Annotated in this window: 25 protein-coding genes and 1 tRNA gene; 12 read left to right on the forward strand and 14 right to left on the reverse strand. The window is 38.1% G+C overall.

Translation table 11 applies throughout. The features are described from left to right. Positions 1–97: 97 nt before the first annotated feature. Together O5635_RS00385 and O5635_RS00390 are read right to left on the reverse strand one after the other, a co-directional pair. Positions 98–451 (reverse strand): hypothetical protein, encoded by a 354-nt coding sequence (locus O5635_RS00385; RefSeq protein ID WP_036903484.1) that lies wholly within the window; start codon positions 449–451, stop codon positions 98–100. 4 nt (positions 452–455) lie between these two features. Continuing rightward, positions 456–1,328: a hypothetical protein gene (locus O5635_RS00390; RefSeq protein ID WP_036903482.1), complete on the reverse strand. Its 873-nt coding sequence runs from the start codon at positions 1,326–1,328 to the stop codon at positions 456–458. 165 nt (positions 1,329–1,493) lie between these two features. On the opposite strand from O5635_RS00390, the gene O5635_RS00395 reads away from it, so the two are divergent. Both O5635_RS00395 and O5635_RS00400 read left to right on the forward strand, forming a co-directional pair. Then, the gene (locus O5635_RS00395; protein ID WP_152557333.1) at positions 1,494–2,915 is read left to right on the forward strand and encodes an AAA family ATPase; all 1,422 of its coding nucleotides are present in this window, start codon (positions 1,494–1,496) and stop codon (positions 2,913–2,915) included. 2 nt (positions 2,916–2,917) lie between these two features. Next, entirely contained in the window at positions 2,918–3,859 is a 942-nt protein-coding gene (locus O5635_RS00400) for a hypothetical protein (RefSeq protein WP_036903476.1), read from the forward strand. Positions 3,860–3,981: 122 nt separating this feature from the next. Here the strand turns inward: O5635_RS00400 and O5635_RS00405 are convergent, their stop codons facing one another. The 3 genes from O5635_RS00405 to O5635_RS00415 form a co-directional block, all read right to left on the reverse strand. Further along, the gene (locus O5635_RS00405) at positions 3,982–4,344 is read right to left on the reverse strand and encodes a hypothetical protein (RefSeq protein ID WP_036903472.1); all 363 of its coding nucleotides are present in this window, start codon (positions 4,342–4,344) and stop codon (positions 3,982–3,984) included. Between the two features lie 35 nt (positions 4,345–4,379). After that, positions 4,380–5,171, reverse strand: coding sequence for an SIMPL domain-containing protein (locus O5635_RS00410; protein ID WP_036903469.1), 792 nt, complete (start codon positions 5,169–5,171; stop codon positions 4,380–4,382). A 115-nt stretch (positions 5,172–5,286) separates the two neighbouring features. Next, complete coding sequence (locus tag O5635_RS00415) at positions 5,287–5,439, reverse strand: hypothetical protein (RefSeq protein ID WP_269607611.1); 153 nt, start codon at positions 5,437–5,439, stop codon at positions 5,287–5,289. Positions 5,440–5,484: 45 nt separating this feature from the next. On the opposite strand from O5635_RS00415, the gene O5635_RS00420 reads away from it, so the two are divergent. Then, a complete protein-coding gene (locus O5635_RS00420) occupies positions 5,485–5,772 on the forward strand; it encodes a hypothetical protein (protein ID WP_036903467.1) in 288 nt (95 codons plus the stop codon). A 20-nt stretch (positions 5,773–5,792) separates the two neighbouring features. On the opposite strand, the gene O5635_RS00425 is transcribed toward O5635_RS00420, so the two are convergent. Together O5635_RS00425 and O5635_RS00430 are read right to left on the reverse strand one after the other, a co-directional pair. Then, positions 5,793–6,080, reverse strand: a complete 288-nt coding sequence (locus O5635_RS00425) for a hypothetical protein (RefSeq protein WP_036903464.1) — start codon at positions 6,078–6,080, stop codon at positions 5,793–5,795. A gap of 195 nt (positions 6,081–6,275) precedes the next feature. Further along, positions 6,276–6,764 (reverse strand): hypothetical protein, encoded by a 489-nt coding sequence (locus O5635_RS00430; protein ID WP_052043083.1) that lies wholly within the window; start codon positions 6,762–6,764, stop codon positions 6,276–6,278. 452 nt (positions 6,765–7,216) lie between these two features. Between O5635_RS00430 and O5635_RS00435 the strand changes: the two genes are divergently transcribed. The 4 genes from O5635_RS00435 to O5635_RS00450 are packed head-to-tail and all read left to right on the forward strand — an operon-like array spanning position 7,217 to position 9,780. After that, positions 7,217–7,435, forward strand: a complete 219-nt coding sequence (locus tag O5635_RS00435) for a hypothetical protein (protein ID WP_269607613.1) — start codon at positions 7,217–7,219, stop codon at positions 7,433–7,435. Then, positions 7,425–8,615 carry a site-specific integrase gene (locus O5635_RS00440; protein WP_269607615.1) on the forward strand — a complete coding sequence of 397 codons (1,191 nt, stop codon included), beginning with the start codon at positions 7,425–7,427 and terminating at the stop codon, positions 8,613–8,615. Before O5635_RS00435 ends, O5635_RS00440 begins: the two co-directional genes overlap by 11 nt. Before the next feature lie 7 nt (positions 8,616–8,622). Next, positions 8,623–9,012 (forward strand): hypothetical protein, encoded by a 390-nt coding sequence (locus O5635_RS00445; protein ID WP_269607617.1) that lies wholly within the window; start codon positions 8,623–8,625, stop codon positions 9,010–9,012. Between the two features lie 54 nt (positions 9,013–9,066). After that, positions 9,067–9,780 carry a hypothetical protein gene (locus tag O5635_RS00450; protein WP_269607618.1) on the forward strand — a complete coding sequence of 238 codons (714 nt, stop codon included), beginning with the start codon at positions 9,067–9,069 and terminating at the stop codon, positions 9,778–9,780. Between the two features lie 278 nt (positions 9,781–10,058). On the opposite strand, the gene O5635_RS00455 is transcribed toward O5635_RS00450, so the two are convergent. The 6 genes from O5635_RS00455 to O5635_RS00480 all read right to left on the reverse strand — a co-directional run bounded on the left by O5635_RS00455 (position 10,059) and on the right by O5635_RS00480 (position 13,738). Further along, complete coding sequence (locus tag O5635_RS00455) at positions 10,059–10,280, reverse strand: hypothetical protein (RefSeq protein WP_269607620.1); 222 nt, start codon at positions 10,278–10,280, stop codon at positions 10,059–10,061. A 218-nt stretch (positions 10,281–10,498) separates the two neighbouring features. After that, positions 10,499–11,356, reverse strand: a complete 858-nt coding sequence (locus O5635_RS00460; RefSeq protein ID WP_269607622.1) for a PD-(D/E)XK nuclease family protein — start codon at positions 11,354–11,356, stop codon at positions 10,499–10,501. A gap of 3 nt (positions 11,357–11,359) precedes the next feature. Beyond that, a complete protein-coding gene (locus tag O5635_RS00465; RefSeq protein WP_269607623.1) occupies positions 11,360–11,524 on the reverse strand; it encodes a hypothetical protein in 165 nt (54 codons plus the stop codon). Next, positions 11,525–11,713, reverse strand: coding sequence for a hypothetical protein (locus tag O5635_RS00470; protein ID WP_269607625.1), 189 nt, complete (start codon positions 11,711–11,713; stop codon positions 11,525–11,527). Next, on the reverse strand, positions 11,706–12,515 hold the full coding sequence (locus O5635_RS00475; RefSeq protein ID WP_269607627.1) for a tetratricopeptide repeat protein: 810 nt from the start codon (positions 12,513–12,515) through the stop codon (positions 11,706–11,708). Before O5635_RS00475 ends, O5635_RS00470 begins: the two co-directional genes overlap by 8 nt. Beyond that, positions 12,515–13,738: a tetratricopeptide repeat protein gene (locus O5635_RS00480; RefSeq protein WP_269607629.1), complete on the reverse strand. Its 1,224-nt coding sequence runs from the start codon at positions 13,736–13,738 to the stop codon at positions 12,515–12,517. Before O5635_RS00480 ends, O5635_RS00475 begins: the two co-directional genes overlap by 1 nt. 87 nt (positions 13,739–13,825) lie before the next feature. On the opposite strand from O5635_RS00480, the gene O5635_RS00485 reads away from it, so the two are divergent. The 4 genes from O5635_RS00485 to O5635_RS00500 all read left to right on the forward strand — a co-directional run bounded on the left by O5635_RS00485 (position 13,826) and on the right by O5635_RS00500 (position 14,901). Further along, on the forward strand, positions 13,826–13,996 hold the full coding sequence (locus tag O5635_RS00485; protein ID WP_269607630.1) for a hypothetical protein: 171 nt from the start codon (positions 13,826–13,828) through the stop codon (positions 13,994–13,996). Between the two features lie 84 nt (positions 13,997–14,080). Continuing rightward, a complete protein-coding gene (locus O5635_RS00490; RefSeq protein ID WP_269607632.1) occupies positions 14,081–14,326 on the forward strand; it encodes a hypothetical protein in 246 nt (81 codons plus the stop codon). Next, positions 14,319–14,582, forward strand: coding sequence for a hypothetical protein (locus O5635_RS00495; protein ID WP_269607634.1), 264 nt, complete (start codon positions 14,319–14,321; stop codon positions 14,580–14,582). Before O5635_RS00490 ends, O5635_RS00495 begins: the two co-directional genes overlap by 8 nt. A gap of 157 nt (positions 14,583–14,739) precedes the next feature. Then, a complete protein-coding gene (locus tag O5635_RS00500) occupies positions 14,740–14,901 on the forward strand; it encodes a hypothetical protein (protein WP_269607636.1) in 162 nt (53 codons plus the stop codon). A gap of 307 nt (positions 14,902–15,208) precedes the next feature. Here the strand turns inward: O5635_RS00500 and O5635_RS00505 are convergent. Beyond that, positions 15,209–15,282: transfer RNA gene (locus O5635_RS00505), tRNA-Pro, on the reverse strand. Positions 15,283–15,485: 203 nt separating this feature from the next. On the opposite strand from O5635_RS00505, the gene O5635_RS00510 reads away from it, so the two are divergent. Then, the gene (locus O5635_RS00510; protein ID WP_036903463.1) at positions 15,486–15,695 is read left to right on the forward strand and encodes a hypothetical protein; all 210 of its coding nucleotides are present in this window, start codon (positions 15,486–15,488) and stop codon (positions 15,693–15,695) included. Positions 15,696–15,733 lie beyond the last annotated feature (38 nt).

The following is a 15,733-nucleotide window of genomic DNA, read 5'->3' on the forward strand; positions in this document are numbered from 1 at the left end:
CTTTTTAGATGATCCAGCTCAACACTTCATGCAGCTAGGAATCCTTCTTCTTAAACAACCGCTGGAACATCCATACCAAGTAAATGGTTGAACCAATTCACATCAACAGATTCACCAGGTCAACCAACTCTTTCTTTGAAAGGCTATTTATTGGCCTTGCTGGTGGCTCTACGCCCTTCTCTTTAAGAGCAGTTATTAGTCCAGCCTTTTTGAGCTTGTTAAATCCTTTGACCCCGTTTTCTTTGCAAAGAGATTGAAGAGTCTTGTTTGTCTGTTTCTCAAATGTTCCAGAGCCAAGAAGATCTTTAACAGATTCAGGTAAAGCATTGTCAGGACTTGTTTTAGACTTGCCAATACTGTTGAGCCCTTCTTCTAAAGCTCTAAGGCTTCTGGCATCTGATTGAGCAACCTTTTGAAGATTTGCACGTAAAGCGTCAGCTATCTGTCCCATTGCTCTATTTGGGTATCTCTTTCATTGACCCTTGCTTGTCAAGTAAAGGCTTGATCTCCTCTTTGGTGTTACTCCAAATTTTGTTGAAGCTACTTACGGCATTAGTCAATTCTGCGATCGGTGCACCACCTGAATAATTTCTTCTTCCTGTCTGATACTCCTTATACCCAGCGGCGAGGGCATCACCGACATCTTCTAATTCTTCAATGATTTTAAGTAGTACTTCAAGAGTCTGATAGGCATCTTTTCTAACTGATCCCTCTCTTCTGGCTGTACCTGTAAAAAATTCCCTTATTCGATCTGGAAAGCCTTTTGAAACCTGAGCTTCCAACTCTTCTGTGAGTTCTTGTTCCTTTACCTGGCTGATCTCCAGCTGTTGTTTTAACGAAGATATTTCATCATTACCTTGTTTTATGGCTTGCAGGTTTTCTTTGATTACTACTTCTTGGTCATCACATTGCTTCAACTTGTCTTTTAAGTGCTCCTTTAATCCAGCGATTTCTTCTTTGCTGTTTTGTAATTCGCGAACTTGTCTCTCCTGGAGGTTACGGAGGGTTTGACGTGCTTCTAATTCTTTCGCTTCACTTGCCTCTAATTTCTCTCGCAAATCAACGATTTCTTTACTGTCTTGCTCTAGTTTCCTTTTGACTTGCTTTAATTCGCTTAGGCATTGATCTCGTTCTGATGCTTTGGCTTCACTAGTTTCCAGTTTGTATTCAAAAGAAGCGATCTGCTCGTTCTTTAGTTGGATCTCCTTGAGATATGGGGTAGGACCATCTAGCAAAAACCTTGGCAGTCTTAGCAAGCCTTTGAGAAGAGCTTTCGACGATGCAAATAATCTTGCAAGAAGCTGGTATGTGGAGGTGCCATCTTTCATCCCTTGTCGACCGTGATCTTCTTCATAACAATAGTTTGGATCTTGTATTTAGCTTTTTCTCCAAATTGAAATGAATAGCAGGGAATTGCATTTGTTTAAATTGGAAGGAAGAAATTTCCAGAAAGGACTGCTAGACCATATGAAGAGGGAGGCTCTTTGGAAAGAATGGGAACGTCAAAGCAAACTCAAAGTTTAATAAATCAAATAGCCCAAAAATGTGAGTATTGGGAAAAAGATCAGAATGTCTACGAAGGTTCTGAGAAGGAAGTCGAAATTCTTACTCTCCATCTTCTAGATATTTTAGGAATTTCCCAAGAAAATATAAAAGCTCCTTATCAATGTGGTGCGAGCAAAAAAGTTGACTTTGCAGCAAAGTTTGAGTCATCGGTTCAAACTTCAACTTTCGCAAAACCAGATTTAATTATTGAATGCAAATCACCTTCGATTTCTTTTACAGATGAGACAAAGAAATATGCTGACACAGTATTTCAACTCCAAGGGTATTTGCGAGGCATTAAATGTAAGTCAGTTAGTTATGGAATTATTTTCAATGGGCTAAATGTACAGCTCTTTAGAAAACATGGAATGCTATCTTACCCAATCAGTCCAATATTATCTGTAAACCAGAAAAACATCAGTCAAACAATTAAATACCTCCAGCAGAATATTCAGACGAATAATAATAAAAGAGGTACAATTATTACTGTTTGGAATAATAAAGGTGGTGTAGGGAAAACAACCATTGCGCAAAGCCTTGCTATTTTACTTAATGAGAAAATTACTTATGGAAACAAAGAAAAAAACAGAGTCTTGTTAGTTGATTATGATCATAACCAAGGAGACTTGACAGCCAATTGCAAAATGGATCCTAGCGAAGGAGAAACAAAAAGACTTTTAGATGCAGACTATTTAAAAAAGTTGACGACAGAAGATATAAACAACTCTCTACATTCATTTACAAATATTCCAGTTAAAGGTAGAAAACCAAGATTCTCCTTTGAAGTCAAGGTGCTTAGAGCAGATCAAGAGTTAAGTCGCTTAAGTAGTGAATATATTAAAGATTTTGCAGCTAATGAGAGATTAGCGCTAAGGAAATTATGCTTAAGAATGGCAAAGAATTTTGATTACATAGTTATAGATGCACCTCCTAATTATGAGCAGAGCATCTTCTCCAAAGAAGCAGTAAGTGCAGCAGATTGTATACTTCCAGTCGCTCTATATCAAAATGATAATTCAATAAGAAATTATGCAAGAGCTGCAATTGATCATATCCAATCTACACAAAAGATACGTAAAGATGGTGGTCCCTATAGCCTAGGTATCTGGTTTAACAGATGGAGATCCACATGGATTGCGACTGTGACAAGAAACTCCGTGAAGAAACAGATTGATGCTGCTAGTAATACTAAAAACCAAATAGAATTAAAACGAATATTTTATAAGAATAAAGGACGTGAACTAAGAAAGATTGTTGAGACAGCAGATATTGCAAGGTCAATCATGGATGCCAAGGGACTACCAGGCGTTGTTCGTTTTATCAGGGCAAGAAGTGCCTTTGATTTTCTTTTAAATGAATTTTCCGATTAATCATGAGCCAAACATCTATTGATCTAATCCGTATACCAACCAAGGACATCTTTATTGAAGATGATCCAGAAATGGATGACATTAAAATTTTAGGTTTATCAAATAATTACTTAGAGAATAAAGACTCTTTAAATTTCATTCCTATTACAGTTATTCCAGAAAGAGGTGGTAATTATCGACTGATTCAAGGGCACGAAATATTTCATGCTCTTATGCAGGCCGGAAAAGAATGGGTACTCGCTCTCCGAATTGGTGTTGACGAAATTTCAGGAGAAGTCTGGAAGTATGAACTTGGTCTTTCAAATCCTAGGTTGAATATCTGCAATTTAGATGCCAATGAATTTGAAACTGCACTGGAATATATTCAAAGAACGATCAAGAAATTTTCGAAGATAAAAGTAGAAAAGCTAGTCCAAGAATTTGCTAATGACCCCACAAGAAGATTTTGGTCATCTCTAGAAATTTTGGGTGAAGCAAAATGCGGAATCACAAAAACAAATTTTCCTTTACTTTCACAGTTTTTATATGCATCACCTGATCTCTCTGAGTTAGAGCCATTAGCTCCTATAAATATAAATCGTGCTTCAGAGGACGAGATTGCCAATCAGATACAGCGCCTGAAGATCGAACCAGACGCTGGGAAATTAAGGAAGATCGATGCCTTATCAACCGCTAGAGCCATTGTTGCGGAAGAGGATCGAATTTATTGGTCTCTCAGCAAACATCTGTTCAGTGCAAAAACAGGGCTCACAAAACCTTTATGGCCTCTAGTTGAAACAGGCTTTTTCTTTGAACCTGCTCCGACTCCTGTCCCGAACACTTCTAAGTTCTTATTGGGTCAACTTTCTAAAGCTCAATTGGTAAAAGAGGCAAAATCTCGTAACCTTGATACTGCAAGACTACTAAAGCATGCGCTAGTGGATCTACTCAGTTCGAATCAATAATTAGGCCGCTTCGAAAAGTAATTGAAAGTGTGAATAATTGATCCTGATGAGTCTTTTCTTAGGCATGGCAGCAGACCTTTATTAATCAATAGAGAATTGCTGAAAATGATCTAATTGGTTACTTATAAAATCCACACATCATCTGCAGGCAAGAAGTAGGAAGACGAAACGTCTTCTTCTACTGGATCCCTTTTTGCATTTCTATAGGGATCTTTGCGAGAAAAGAACCAGATAAGACTTTTCCCAATATTTCCTAGTTTTAGAAATAGATTTGTCTTAGAAGCAGATAGGAATAGAGACTTTTCCAGACTTTTTATTTGAGTTTCTTTTTCTTTCATGACCAACTTTACGATGTGATGAAACTCGTCATCAATAGAAGATTCACCATGTCGTTGATAATGTTTATTCAGGTCAATTAGTTGTTCGTATGAGAGGGCTGATGTGTCTTGGTAGCACTCCTCCCAGACGTCGGGCTCTAAGCACATGGACTTTTCGGTGATAGGGGTTTAAAAAATAAGTTTTATTCGACAATGAAAGTGACTCCCATTACGGCCGTAATATCTTTTCTGATCGTTGTTGTGTCATAAGAACCCCAGCTGCTGACCTTGGTTGAGTTGGGGACTGTTATTTGAAAAACACCAGTATCAACTTTCTTCACAGTGCCAAGACTTGAACCTGCTTGCCGGACAATTGCCTCTGCTCGCGTTCGTGCATCTTTAGTTGCCTTAGAAAGCATGTCGACTCGTTTTGCTGCAAGCTTTGTATATGTGAACTTTGGCCGACTAGGCTTTACAAGGACTCCCTGGCCAAGAAGTGCACTGATTTTTCGATATGTCTTATCAATATTAAAAACATCATTACTTTCAATTTCTATCCATTGAGTAGTGATCCATTTTGTGGAAATAATTTCACCTGTTTTTGAATTTTTGGTTTTCACCACGGATGTCGAAGCAGGTAGTAAGGCTACAGATTGAGAGTCATTCGTTCGAACCCCATTGCGATTAAGAAACTCGATAGTTTTTCTTATGGATTCCTGATGCTTTTTATAGGAGTTCACTTGTGATTTCCCTTCTGCCTGTATTTTGATGTCCCACTTTGCGATGTCACTTTCTATCGGTTCTGTACTCGCTCCCGTTACAGTGATGTAATTCACAGGAGGCTTGAGTCCATCTACCAAGATTTTTGATGCGCTTATAAATCCAATAAGTCCGCCAACTGATAAAACTGTCGTGGCAAAAACAAGAGGAGGTGTGCGCCGAATAATTTTAACCGCATTAAGAGGTAAAGCTCTTATGCGAGATAGAACTTCCATTGGATTCAATTGTGAGGAGTCGTATTTAGCGAAAAATCAATTCAATTCAATGAATCTCTGGTCTTCTGTTTTTGACCAAGGAACTGGTATTTCGCTTCCCATCAGGACACAGTTGTCAGACGTGCCAATTTGTGAGTTGGTTCCCAATCTTGCCGTGACCTTTCGATGTTGGCAAGACTTCTTTCGACAAATTATGAATATTATTTTTAAGCGACAAGAGGTCCTTCTGCTCTTTTTCTTTGATCGATCTATTTTGCAGGGAATACATCGATTAAGCTAGTAAAGATAGCTTATATAGTAAGAGTTATTTTTTATGAAAAAGTTTTTTTTAGGTCCACTATTGCTTGGCTTTATATCTCTCATTTGTCCTGAGTCAATTAATGCTGATATTCGATCAAATTGTTTTAAAGAGTGGGGAGATGATTATTCAATGGTTGAATTCTGCATAGAAGAACAGACCAAAGCTCGAAACAATGTCTATAGAAGTCCAGGTAACAACATAAAAAATAATTGTTTGAATGAGTGGGGAGATGATTATTCAATGGTTGAATTCTGCATAGAGGAACAATCTGGTGCATTGAAAAGACTTCAGGGTTACTAGTAACTTGATTTTTTTTACTATTAAAAAGAAGAGGGTTCTTCCAGAGGTGAAATAGCATCAAAGTGAATCCATTTGCCATTTTTAATCTTCCAATGTTGTCCAGGTGCACCAGGATACCAACGTCCAGTTTTAAACAACTTCTTCGCATCTTCAAAAACTTTTAGACTCTCTTTTAACTTCTCCTTAGATTCAGGAGAGCATTGGGGGTCTAATAATTTGGCTTGCGTTTCTTTTATGTCCTCTTCTACTTGACGTAATAACTGCTTAATTCTCTGTTCTCGCTTTTCTTCGTCTGATTTTTCATTCATTAGTCTTTTTCTCGTATCACCTTCTAGCGAATCTATCTGAACTCTTCATGCAGCTTTAACCTGATTTTTTAAATCTCGCCTTAAGGTCTTTAAAGAACTTTTTCCAAAAGCTAATAACAGAGTCAGGAATAGGTTTATTGATAGGCATGATTTTAGTTTATTGAGCAAGTCATACAGAAAGGACCCTTCACTGAATCAATAACCTGAAGTGTAATTACGTCGACCTTCTATTCTTTCAGCTTTAGGGGGTTCTTTATAAGGAGCTTCACAAGTACTCGACCATCCTATTTGAGGATCCCCATTCGGACATTGATTATTATTTCCAGCACGAACCTTTGGACCTGGTTCTAAATTAGCCCTTGTTTCTCCAGGCTTCGGGGTACATTTCCATTTTTTTCCAGCAAGTAAAGGATTATTCCGCCCTCCCATTTTGCAAATAACCTCAGCGCAATATCCTTGTCCGATAAACGCATAACCATAAGGACAGGAATTGCCTCTAGAGCTAGCTGTCCCTGGATTGTTGAAAACCTCTACAGAGTTGGATCTCCCAACATTTGCATTGACACAACCTTGATAATCCTTTGCTTGTAGACACATCTTGTGAACCTTCTTACTTACTTCAGCTTGAACAGGTAAAGCCAGACCAGCAGTTAGGGCAACCAGTAATAAGAGTTTCTGTTTCATATCTGAATTATGCAGCCTTAGCAGTTTTATTTCTTTTTAGATGATCCAGCTCAACACTTCATGCAGCTAGGAATCCTTCTTCTTAAAAAACCTTTGGAACATCCAAACCAAGTAAATGGTTGAACCAACTAACAAAAGCATTGGGAAGATTGTTTCCATAAGTCCGTTAAATCCCTTTAAATTCGGTGATCCTCCTTACCTTTTGCGTGAATTTTGCGTGACCCTGTGTAGGGCTATTCCCTCAGATCCTAGTCGGGGCGACAGGATTCGAACCTGCGACCTAGTGCTCCCAAAACACTAGGTGTACTTACCGCCATTACTAGAGTTATAAGCTACAAAGCCAGTTCTCAGCTAAAATTAAAATCCACTCTTGTTCAGAAAAGATCACAATAAGTTGCTTCTTTAGCACGCCTTTAGCACAATGATACCTATTGACCCCCAAGCACTAGGTGATGCCAGATAAGTGGAAACCAACCCAAGAGCAACAGACAGGAGTGATCTCTAGCGTCAATGAATTTATTACCGATGAACTGAACGAATTGCAGAAAGCGCTGGATTGTCCCGATGAATTTATCTATGACTTCCTAGAAGAAATCAGAAATCGTTGGTCACCAGATAGTTGCCATTCCAAAGCAAGACAACATAAAAAGGAGAATCCAGATGCCTATTAAGACTGAAACTGATCCTTGGGTAGGGAACTTTAGGGATTTATTAAAAGCTTCTATTGCAGATGGCGATCAATGGTTCGTTACTAACTACAAGGGCAAAATGCGCCTTCAAGTGAAAGTCGATGGAAAAGTTTCAACAAGAATCCTTCCTTTTGATTGGACTAAATCAGGAGCAGCCAAAGCACTTCCTTATATTCAGCAAATTTACAAAAGATATTCTTTAGCCAAAGGGAAAAAGACACTTGCTCAAGCCTGTGAAGTTACAAGTGCATCAGATTCAAAGCATGAATTGAAATGGGATGAGCTAATTACAGACTTCAGAAAGTTTGTTCCTAATGCTGGGGAATTGACGTGGAAGAAAAGTTATATACCCGTTCTTACGAAAGCTGGCGTATTAATGCAGCGGGCTAAAGGTAAACCGATTGATGGTGAATCATTAATGCTCAAATCTTTAGAGCAATGGGAGCAAGGAACACGAGGAAGACAAATTGCTCGCCGTAGTCTTAGGAACTTTCTTGATTGGGCTGTTTTACGTGGAAAGCTTCCAGCCGCTTATGCACCGCCTGCAACAGTTCCAGAAATCAGGAAGCCTAAAAGAATAGGGTTTGCTTTAAGTGATGTTCAGATACTTCGATTAATTGAATCTGAAACCGATGAGAAGTGGAGATTCGGCCTACAACTTTTAAGCGTTTATGGATTACGTCCTGAAGAATTGAGATTTTTAAGGTTCAAAGGCAATGAACTTTGGTCGATCTATCAAAAATCAAAAGGTGGAACAAAAGGAGATAAAACTGAACCTCGCAGATTGCATCCTTTACTGCTTACCAATATGGATGGAGAGATTATTGATTGGAAGTTAGAGAAGCGATTAAAAGCTGGTGAATCACTCCCACCTTTAGGACAAGAAGGTAAAGGATCTGAAGCACTTCGTACACGCTTAAGAGGTAAAGCTGTTTGGAAAGCACTCCAAAAAGAAGCGGAACATATAGGAGAGGTTTTAGTCCCCTACACATTCCGCCATCGGTATGCAAAACAATCTCATGCTGCTGGTTTCCCTGTTTCTAATATTGCCGCTGCGATGGGGCACACGATTGAAGTTCACTTAGAAAGTTATGCCCGCTTTGTTCCTGATGGAACTGCTGATCTTTACGCCAAAAGAAATAAAACTGCTAAGGCTGCATAATTCAGATATGAAACGCTTACTACTTCCCCTACTCGCTGCGCTGGCACTCTCAATAGTGGGGTGTAAGAGTAATCAATCTGAAAAGGATCTTGTCTATCTGGAGTGCTCTAGGACTCTTCAAGACAATGGAGAAAAATGGATTACAAAATACGCCATCAATATTGAGGCGAATACAGTTGATTTTTATAGCCAATTAGATTCTTTCTCTAAGCCAGTCAAATATGGACCAGACAAGGTTGAAATTACAGATACTAATATCATCATTTCTGGCCATGGAGTCTCTATGGATTTAGGCGGAGAGACAACAATCAATAGATCTACTTTGAAGTTGAGATTTAAATATCCTCATGGAGCTAGTCTTGAAGCTTCTTGTAAAAGCATTGAAGACCCTGCATGAAGACCTGAGCTAGGTCAGCTATAAAGGGGATAAGAGAGGAGGGCTATTGGAATTATGAAAAAAGTAAAGAATGACTTTCTGTTAAAAGATAAAGATGGAAAAGAACTATGGCTATGGACTGAAGCTGATACTGCTTTCGATTCAATTAAGAATGCATGTGATATTGATACTTTAAGGTATTATGTGTTGACCGGTGTATATAGGTTAAATTTAAAGATAACTGACTGGTATGTCGAAAATACCCAGCAGAGTATCTATACCGAAACCGTTAATTTCTTCGATAAACATGAAGATGAAATTGTTAGATATGTTATGGATAATAGCAATATGCTTAAGGAAGGAATTGATCTCAATGTGTTTGCCAAAACTGATTTTGTATCGACATATATTGAATTGATTTCAGAGAAAATTTACAATGAAGCTAAGCCCAACTCTGCATTATGGGAACTTTACCTCGACTATGAAGAAGAGGATCTAGAAAATATTTGGTGCGGGAGTAGATGCATTGGAGGAGCAGCACATTGTCATCAAACTGAGGCTGAAACTGTTCCATTCTTTGATAAACATGAAGATGAAATTGTTAGCTATATTATTAATCACTGGGATGAGTGTATCCTTACCGATTTGTTTGAGGAAAGCAAAGGCAATCTAAACAAGTATAAGAATGATGTTGTCTGGTTTTATATTGAATGGGCTGCGCAAAGACATCTGCCTTTCATATATAAACAAGAAGAAGAAGAAGAAGAAGACTACGATGACGAGGAATGAGAAATCGACCAACTCGCAAGCAGAAGTAATCACCTCGTCCTTACTGGACGCTTTAGTGATGTTCATTAGATTAAAAAAAATGCTTTTGTCGATGGAGGACTCATGCCCTTCGCTGTCGACCTACTAAGTCTAGGTTCTTCTGGGCTTTATAACAGTGGGTTATCCGAAAGGCAGACAAATTGTTTAGCGTAGGCTTTCTAAAGTAGGGACACAAGCAGAAATAGAGTCATACAAAGGGATTTAATGAATTTGTTAAGTAGATTCAATCAAAGTTACCTTTACAGTTGCTTGTGAAGTACTCCAGTAGGTCGCCATTGTGTAATCCCTGCCATGTGTTCCTTTAATGGAGCCTTGCCGCGAGGTTCTAATTCCAAATATTTACGCCCATTGACCTCCTTTAAATAGTCATCGAGCCAACCATCAGAAATCATCCGATAAATTTGTGATCTCGACTTGTAGCCCAACTGTTTGGCGGTTTCGCCTATAGAACAAAGTTTCATGATGGAATGGTTTTGGTTTTAAAAAAGTGTCTGTACTTATTTCTGTTAAAACCCTTTAAACACTCGTTAATTGTCGGTAAAATATTTAATTGCCGTCAACTTGTCCATGCTTTAAAAAGCTGTGGCTAGCTGAAATTTGAGGTGCGAATATACCCTCAAAAGATTGATATAAAAGGACCCATGCAACAAGTTCATAATATTTACTGTTACTTCTTGAATCAAGAAAAGAATGAGCCTTGGACATTCTCCCTTTGCTTACTGTCAGCTTGATGAACTGCTTTTGCATACTGTTCTGAATAAGCACAGTTTTTACAACACTCATTCGGTTCAGGGATTTGATGCTGATTCATAAGAGCAACCATCTCATCAACTTCTTCTTCGATCCAATAGCTATTCCAGTTATAGGGAACGAGGTATTCGTCAAAGTTCATCGTCTTATGGAAGCCATCGTCATCTCTTTTGGCATTGCAGACCAAGAAGTAAGACGTTGGATGGACATCAAACCCCATACCTGAAAGCAGATAGGCATAGAAATCCATTTGAATCTTGTATCCATCGTGATATGGATCATCTAAATAGTCTTGCTTATCAACAACACCATTCTTTGCTTGAGATTTGTAGTCCACCACGATTAACTGCTTGGTTCTGGTGTCCTGCCATATATCGTCGACTCCTCCCGTCAAAATAATGCTGGTGTCTTTGTGTCTAAGCATCAATCCACGATGAAGAGAATTTCTCCAGTTATCCATTTCTGGATGATCAAAAGGAACTACATGTCCTAACCCATTAGCAGCAAATAAACGATGTGGTGTCTGAGTTTCTCGGCACTCATCAAATTCTTTTTTAAGTAGAAGGTCAGTGGTTTCATTGAGAGTCCAACCGGGTGTTCCAGGCGGATCAAGACCCATGACTCGATCTAGATAAAAGCATCTTTTACAAGTCAGGAAGTTTGAGAAACGACCTCTACTGATCTTGAAATCTGCTGTTTGATTAGGTTTATAAGAAGACGATTCTCTACTACGGACTCCAGTTGCTTTTACAGGTTCTTTTTTGCCGTTTCTTTTGAGGTCAATCATTTATTAATCGCTTCTTGTTATCCCCATGTTTCCCATTTCTCTATCTTTTTTCATCTCTTCTTTGATCTTTTCGTAATAAGCAACTTCTTCAGGATCTTCTGAGCCAAGACCATATCCCATAGTCGCTGCTATATAAATCTTGTGTTGCCTATGCGAGCTCAAAGTCATTTAATTACCACTCCAAAACTTCAAAATTGATAGAACAGTAATTGCAATCACTCCGTAGGTCCATATAGTTCCACTGTTGTCCGATAACTTCTCCATCCATAACGGCAGACCTTTGTTGTCAATAATTAGGATATAGACGAACCCAAGTATTAAAACAGGTATTACAAAGGCTAGGAACAATTCATTCACAATGCTGCTTCAATAATTCAGCCGTATCTTCATCACCTAATTCTGCTGCTTTCTTCCAATCTTCACAGGCACCTTTGATGTCTCCGGAAGACAACTTTAAATTAGCTCGATTATTATATGCAAGTACCTTTAGGGGGTCAATTTCTATTGCTTTGGTGTAGTCAGATAGTGCATCTGGAAGTTGATTAAGCGTAAATTTAATGTATCCCCGATTATTGAATGCATCATAATTGTTAGAGTTAATCTCAATTGCCTTCGAGTAGTCCTCGATTGCTCCTCTAAAATCATTTAGTTGAACTTTTGCATTCGCTCGATAAATGAAAGCAATTTCTAAAAGTGGATCAAGCCTAATTGATTGAGTGTAATCATCAATAGCATCTGCATATTGCTCTAAGTCAAACTTGCAGAGTCCACGGTTCAAAAACGACCCAATAATAAGGTCTAAATCAACGGCTATAGCCTTCGTATAATCATCTGTACCACCCAACATAGTTCTCGTATAATCATCTATAGCACCATTTAAATCTCCTAACTGAGTCTTAACATTGCTGCGATTGTAATAAGCAAGAGCATATTTTGGATTAATTTCTATTGCCTTTGTTAAATCATCTAATGCACCTTGATAGTCACCTAACTTTCCCTTAGCATTACTACGATTGAAATAAGCAATGTAATCTTTTGGGTTCAGCTCAATTACTTTATTGAATTCTAAAAGTGATCCAGAGTAATCATTGCAATTAAATTTTTTGTTGCCATTCTCGTAATACTCTTCGATTAAACGTTGACTTTCTTCTTCCATCATTAGTCAGCATGTTCCTTCAATAATTCCGCCGCACCCTCATCACCTAAATCTGCTGCTTTTTTCCAATCTTCACAGGCACCTTTGAGGTCTCCTAATGCTTTTTGTGCACGACCTCTCTCAAAATAAAAAGATGCATCTATATACTCATCTCCAGATGCAACATTGTTAATAACAATGTTGGTTAGTCGATTTGCTGCTATTTCATCATCTATCCACTTAATTGCATCCTCATGTCTACCTAGATCATTATAATATGATGCAATATCTGTATCTAAATCATCTAATTTAGGATCAATTTTATATGCTTTAAGTGCATCAGATAGTGCTCCTTCATAGTCTTTTAAGTAGTTTCTCGCTTTAGATCGAGTAAAGTAAGCATAAGCATTTGTCTGATCTAATTCAATTGCTTTGTCTAAATATTTGATTGATTCTGCTTCAGAGTTAGATATTTCACTGTAAAGAATATCTCCTAATTTATAATATGCATCAGCACGCTTTGGATCAATTTCGATAACTTTTTTGAAATCGACTACTGCTTCTTCAAAGTCATAATTTCCCTCGTATGCTAGACCTCTATTAAAGTAAGCATCACTGTTGCTTGGGTCAACCTCTATTGAATTTGTATAAAAAGGAATCGCTTCTTCTTCACCTTCAGAATCCAAGTATAAATTACCAAGATTAAAATATGCTTTTGCATTATTAGGGTTTATCTCTATCGATTTATTGAAATCATTAATTGCACCTTGTAGATCATTATTCTTATAATTGCAAGCACCACGATTAAAATATGCACTAGCATTATTTGAATTAATGTCTATTGCTTTATTGAAATCATTAGTTGCTTCTAAAAGGTTTCCTAAGTTCATTTGACATCCACCCCTTATGTTAAACAATGCTGAACTCTGAGGATCATTTAGGGATGTCTCATTAACTTCTATTGCTTGATTTAGTTCATCAAGTGCCCCGTTTTGATCTCCAACCTTCAACTTTTCCATAGCATTCATAACTAATTCTTTTTCCTTCTCTTTATTAGAGTCTTGACTTTGATTTTCGGGGTGAGCATTCAGTCCCTTTTCATCTCTTCCAGCAATCATCAAACCTCCCGCAAAAAAAACAACAGTCGATCCAATAATGACTGGTTTATCTACTTTCAACAAAGAAAGACCAGCAGCAGCAGCAGCAGCACCAATCCCTAAGGCAATCGCAGTATTCCTGAATTTCATTCAGACCGTCTGACTACCTAGGTAATCTAGGAATGCAGTCGATCCCGTTAGAAAATTGTAAATTTTAGTATTGAACAATAGATAAAAGTGATATTCAAATCTGATGACGGCAAATCCTTTAACCAAGAACAAGCAATAGATCTGTTGGTGTCCTTAGTTGCGACTGACCTCAACTCAGAAAAGAAGTGGAGAGGTTTCTATAACTCACTATCAAGTACTGAACTTCAAGGAGAGTGGGACTATTACTGGAAGAAATAGGGGTATAAAAAGCAAAATATTTTATACCTACGCAGAATTTACAGCATCTATATCAGAAGTAGTACTGGAATAGTGAGGGGATGGATGCAGTTTCCCTTCACGCGTATTGGAATTAGATTGCAGGTCCCTTCTCAATCTTTGCTAAAAAACAAAATGAGTACTGATTGGCAAGACAATTCATGGCAACAAGAATTTTTAGAGATGAAAGCACATAAACCTAAAGACATAAAACTATTAATGGATGGGCCTAGAGGTTTGATGGATGCAATGAAACTTGGTTCTCTCCATGAGGAATACAAGCGATTGAAGAAGAGGCAAAACAATGAGTGACATCAATTGGAGAGAAGAATTATTGGACTCTGCAAAGTTCAATCAAAAAGAAGACAAGTTTTTGAAGGATGGTCCAAAGTCATTAACTGATAGTTGGTTTCTTAGCGCTCTGTATACACGTTGGAAAAAGATGAAAGGTTATAGAGAACCTCCTACATCTAATTACCAAAGTTCATTTCTGGAATGGGAGCATCGACTTGCAAAAGGAGAGTTTTATGTCCTTACTGAAAAGGACTTCTCCTATCCAGACTGGTAGCAACCTATGCAATTGATTGAACAGCACAAGAAATTTATTGCTTGGTATCAAGAGAAACTTGGTCTGTCTGATTATGGATTGCTTTGGTTTGTTTTTTTTAAAGGAGTATTCCTCACTCTGATCATTGAGCGACTAATCATTCATCGTTGAGGTTCCTATGACTATTGATTGGAATATTGCCAGAAAGCATTGCACTGAAAAGAACTGGAAATGGACGCTGGATTTGATCGACAAATATCAGAAGGAGATGGAAGAACTAAAGGATGAGAATGTGAAACTCAAGCGACAATTAGTTCTTCGCTCTCAACTGAATAAGTAATGCTTGCAACCATCCGACAAGTACATGACTCGACCATTGATCGCTATAGAAGGTTGGGTCTAAACAACTCCACGATTGCTTGGTTGCTATTTGCCGAAGGTTTGTTTGTGGTTCTAGCAGGCAAAACGATCGCGGGGATTATTCACTAGCTGTTGTCTTTCCAGAAAGGCAAATAAAACTAATGTCACGAGACTCCTGTCGAAATTAGTGCTAACCAATATCGGCCCCTCATAAAAAAGCAGTCATACCCAAGAAGCTTTTAGCACTCCTTTAGCACAACTGTTTTTACTATTCCCTGAAATCCTAGTCGGGGCGACAGGATTCGAACCTGCGACCTAGTGCTCCCAAAGCACCCGCGCTACCAAACTGCGCCACGCCCCGAATAGAAATTATTTTAGAGCTACATGAGCTATTAAGCATTAAAGAATTGATTTCCAGACTGACTAGTTGATTTGCATGACAGATTAAAAAGGATATTTATATCGGTATTTTCATTCCAATTATAGTTTTTTTATAAAAAGCAGTGCTTTTGTTTCCCAAAGGTATTTTTTCTTGTCAAAGTGGTGTTAGGGACTTAATTAAATATGCTAAATGAACATAAAAGGCTTCAGGGAGAGGAGCTTGCTTCTTATATCAAAAAAAATGGACATAAGTTTCATGGGGATGGAGATCAATTGTGCGTCGCAGTAGGATATGGAATTGCTGCAGATGATGGTTCTATAAAATGCAATCTGTCTCATTTTACTAATGAGCTTGATAAAGTTTCTGATTCTCATAGTGAGGAAGATTATTAGCTCTTCACCCAACAGCTCGTTTTTTACTTGTGAATTGC

The sequence above is a fragment of the Prochlorococcus marinus str. MIT 0919 genome (genome assembly GCF_027359375.1).
In the GTDB taxonomy this organism is placed as follows: domain Bacteria; phylum Cyanobacteriota; class Cyanobacteriia; order PCC-6307; family Cyanobiaceae; genus Prochlorococcus_D.

Bases quoted from the DNA above. Each gene is read 5' to 3' on its own strand.
- O5635_RS00475 (WP_269607627.1), bottom strand. From the start codon at position 12,515: ATGATGGAAGAAGAAAGTCAACGTTTAATCGAAGAGTATTACGAGAAT.
- O5635_RS00490 (WP_269607632.1), top strand. From the start codon at position 14,081: ATGCAGTTTCCCTTCACGCGTATTGGAATTAGATTGCAGGTCCCTTCT.
- O5635_RS00495 (WP_269607634.1), top strand. From the start codon at position 14,319: ATGAGTGACATCAATTGGAGAGAAGAATTATTGGACTCTGCAAAGTTC.
- O5635_RS00390 (WP_036903482.1), bottom strand. From the start codon at position 1,328: ATGAAAGATGGCACCTCCACATACCAGCTTCTTGCAAGATTATTTGCA.
- O5635_RS00405 (WP_036903472.1), bottom strand. From the start codon at position 4,344: ATGTGCTTAGAGCCCGACGTCTGGGAGGAGTGCTACCAAGACACATCA.
- O5635_RS00510 (WP_036903463.1), top strand. From the start codon at position 15,486: ATGCTAAATGAACATAAAAGGCTTCAGGGAGAGGAGCTTGCTTCTTAT.
- O5635_RS00420 (WP_036903467.1), top strand. From the start codon at position 5,485: ATGAAAAAGTTTTTTTTAGGTCCACTATTGCTTGGCTTTATATCTCTC.
- O5635_RS00500 (WP_269607636.1), top strand. From the start codon at position 14,740: ATGACTATTGATTGGAATATTGCCAGAAAGCATTGCACTGAAAAGAAC.
- O5635_RS00425 (WP_036903464.1), bottom strand. From the start codon at position 6,080: ATGAATGAAAAATCAGACGAAGAAAAGCGAGAACAGAGAATTAAGCAG.
- O5635_RS00410 (WP_036903469.1), bottom strand. From the start codon at position 5,171: ATGGAAGTTCTATCTCGCATAAGAGCTTTACCTCTTAATGCGGTTAAA.
- O5635_RS00460 (WP_269607622.1), bottom strand. From the start codon at position 11,356: ATGATTGACCTCAAAAGAAACGGCAAAAAAGAACCTGTAAAAGCAACT.
- O5635_RS00415 (WP_269607611.1), bottom strand. From the start codon at position 5,439: ATGTATTCCCTGCAAAATAGATCGATCAAAGAAAAAGAGCAGAAGGAC.
- O5635_RS00450 (WP_269607618.1), top strand. From the start codon at position 9,067: ATGAAAAAAGTAAAGAATGACTTTCTGTTAAAAGATAAAGATGGAAAA.
- O5635_RS00395 (WP_152557333.1), top strand. From the start codon at position 1,494: ATGGGAACGTCAAAGCAAACTCAAAGTTTAATAAATCAAATAGCCCAA.
- O5635_RS00480 (WP_269607629.1), bottom strand. From the start codon at position 13,738: ATGAAATTCAGGAATACTGCGATTGCCTTAGGGATTGGTGCTGCTGCT.
- O5635_RS00385 (WP_036903484.1), bottom strand. From the start codon at position 451: ATGGGACAGATAGCTGACGCTTTACGTGCAAATCTTCAAAAGGTTGCT.
- O5635_RS00435 (WP_269607613.1), top strand. From the start codon at position 7,217: ATGCCAGATAAGTGGAAACCAACCCAAGAGCAACAGACAGGAGTGATC.
- O5635_RS00430 (WP_052043083.1), bottom strand. From the start codon at position 6,764: ATGAAACAGAAACTCTTATTACTGGTTGCCCTAACTGCTGGTCTGGCT.
- O5635_RS00455 (WP_269607620.1), bottom strand. From the start codon at position 10,280: ATGAAACTTTGTTCTATAGGCGAAACCGCCAAACAGTTGGGCTACAAG.
- O5635_RS00440 (WP_269607615.1), top strand. From the start codon at position 7,425: ATGCCTATTAAGACTGAAACTGATCCTTGGGTAGGGAACTTTAGGGAT.
- O5635_RS00465 (WP_269607623.1), bottom strand. From the start codon at position 11,524: ATGACTTTGAGCTCGCATAGGCAACACAAGATTTATATAGCAGCGACT.
- O5635_RS00445 (WP_269607617.1), top strand. From the start codon at position 8,623: ATGAAACGCTTACTACTTCCCCTACTCGCTGCGCTGGCACTCTCAATA.
- O5635_RS00400 (WP_036903476.1), top strand. From the start codon at position 2,918: ATGAGCCAAACATCTATTGATCTAATCCGTATACCAACCAAGGACATC.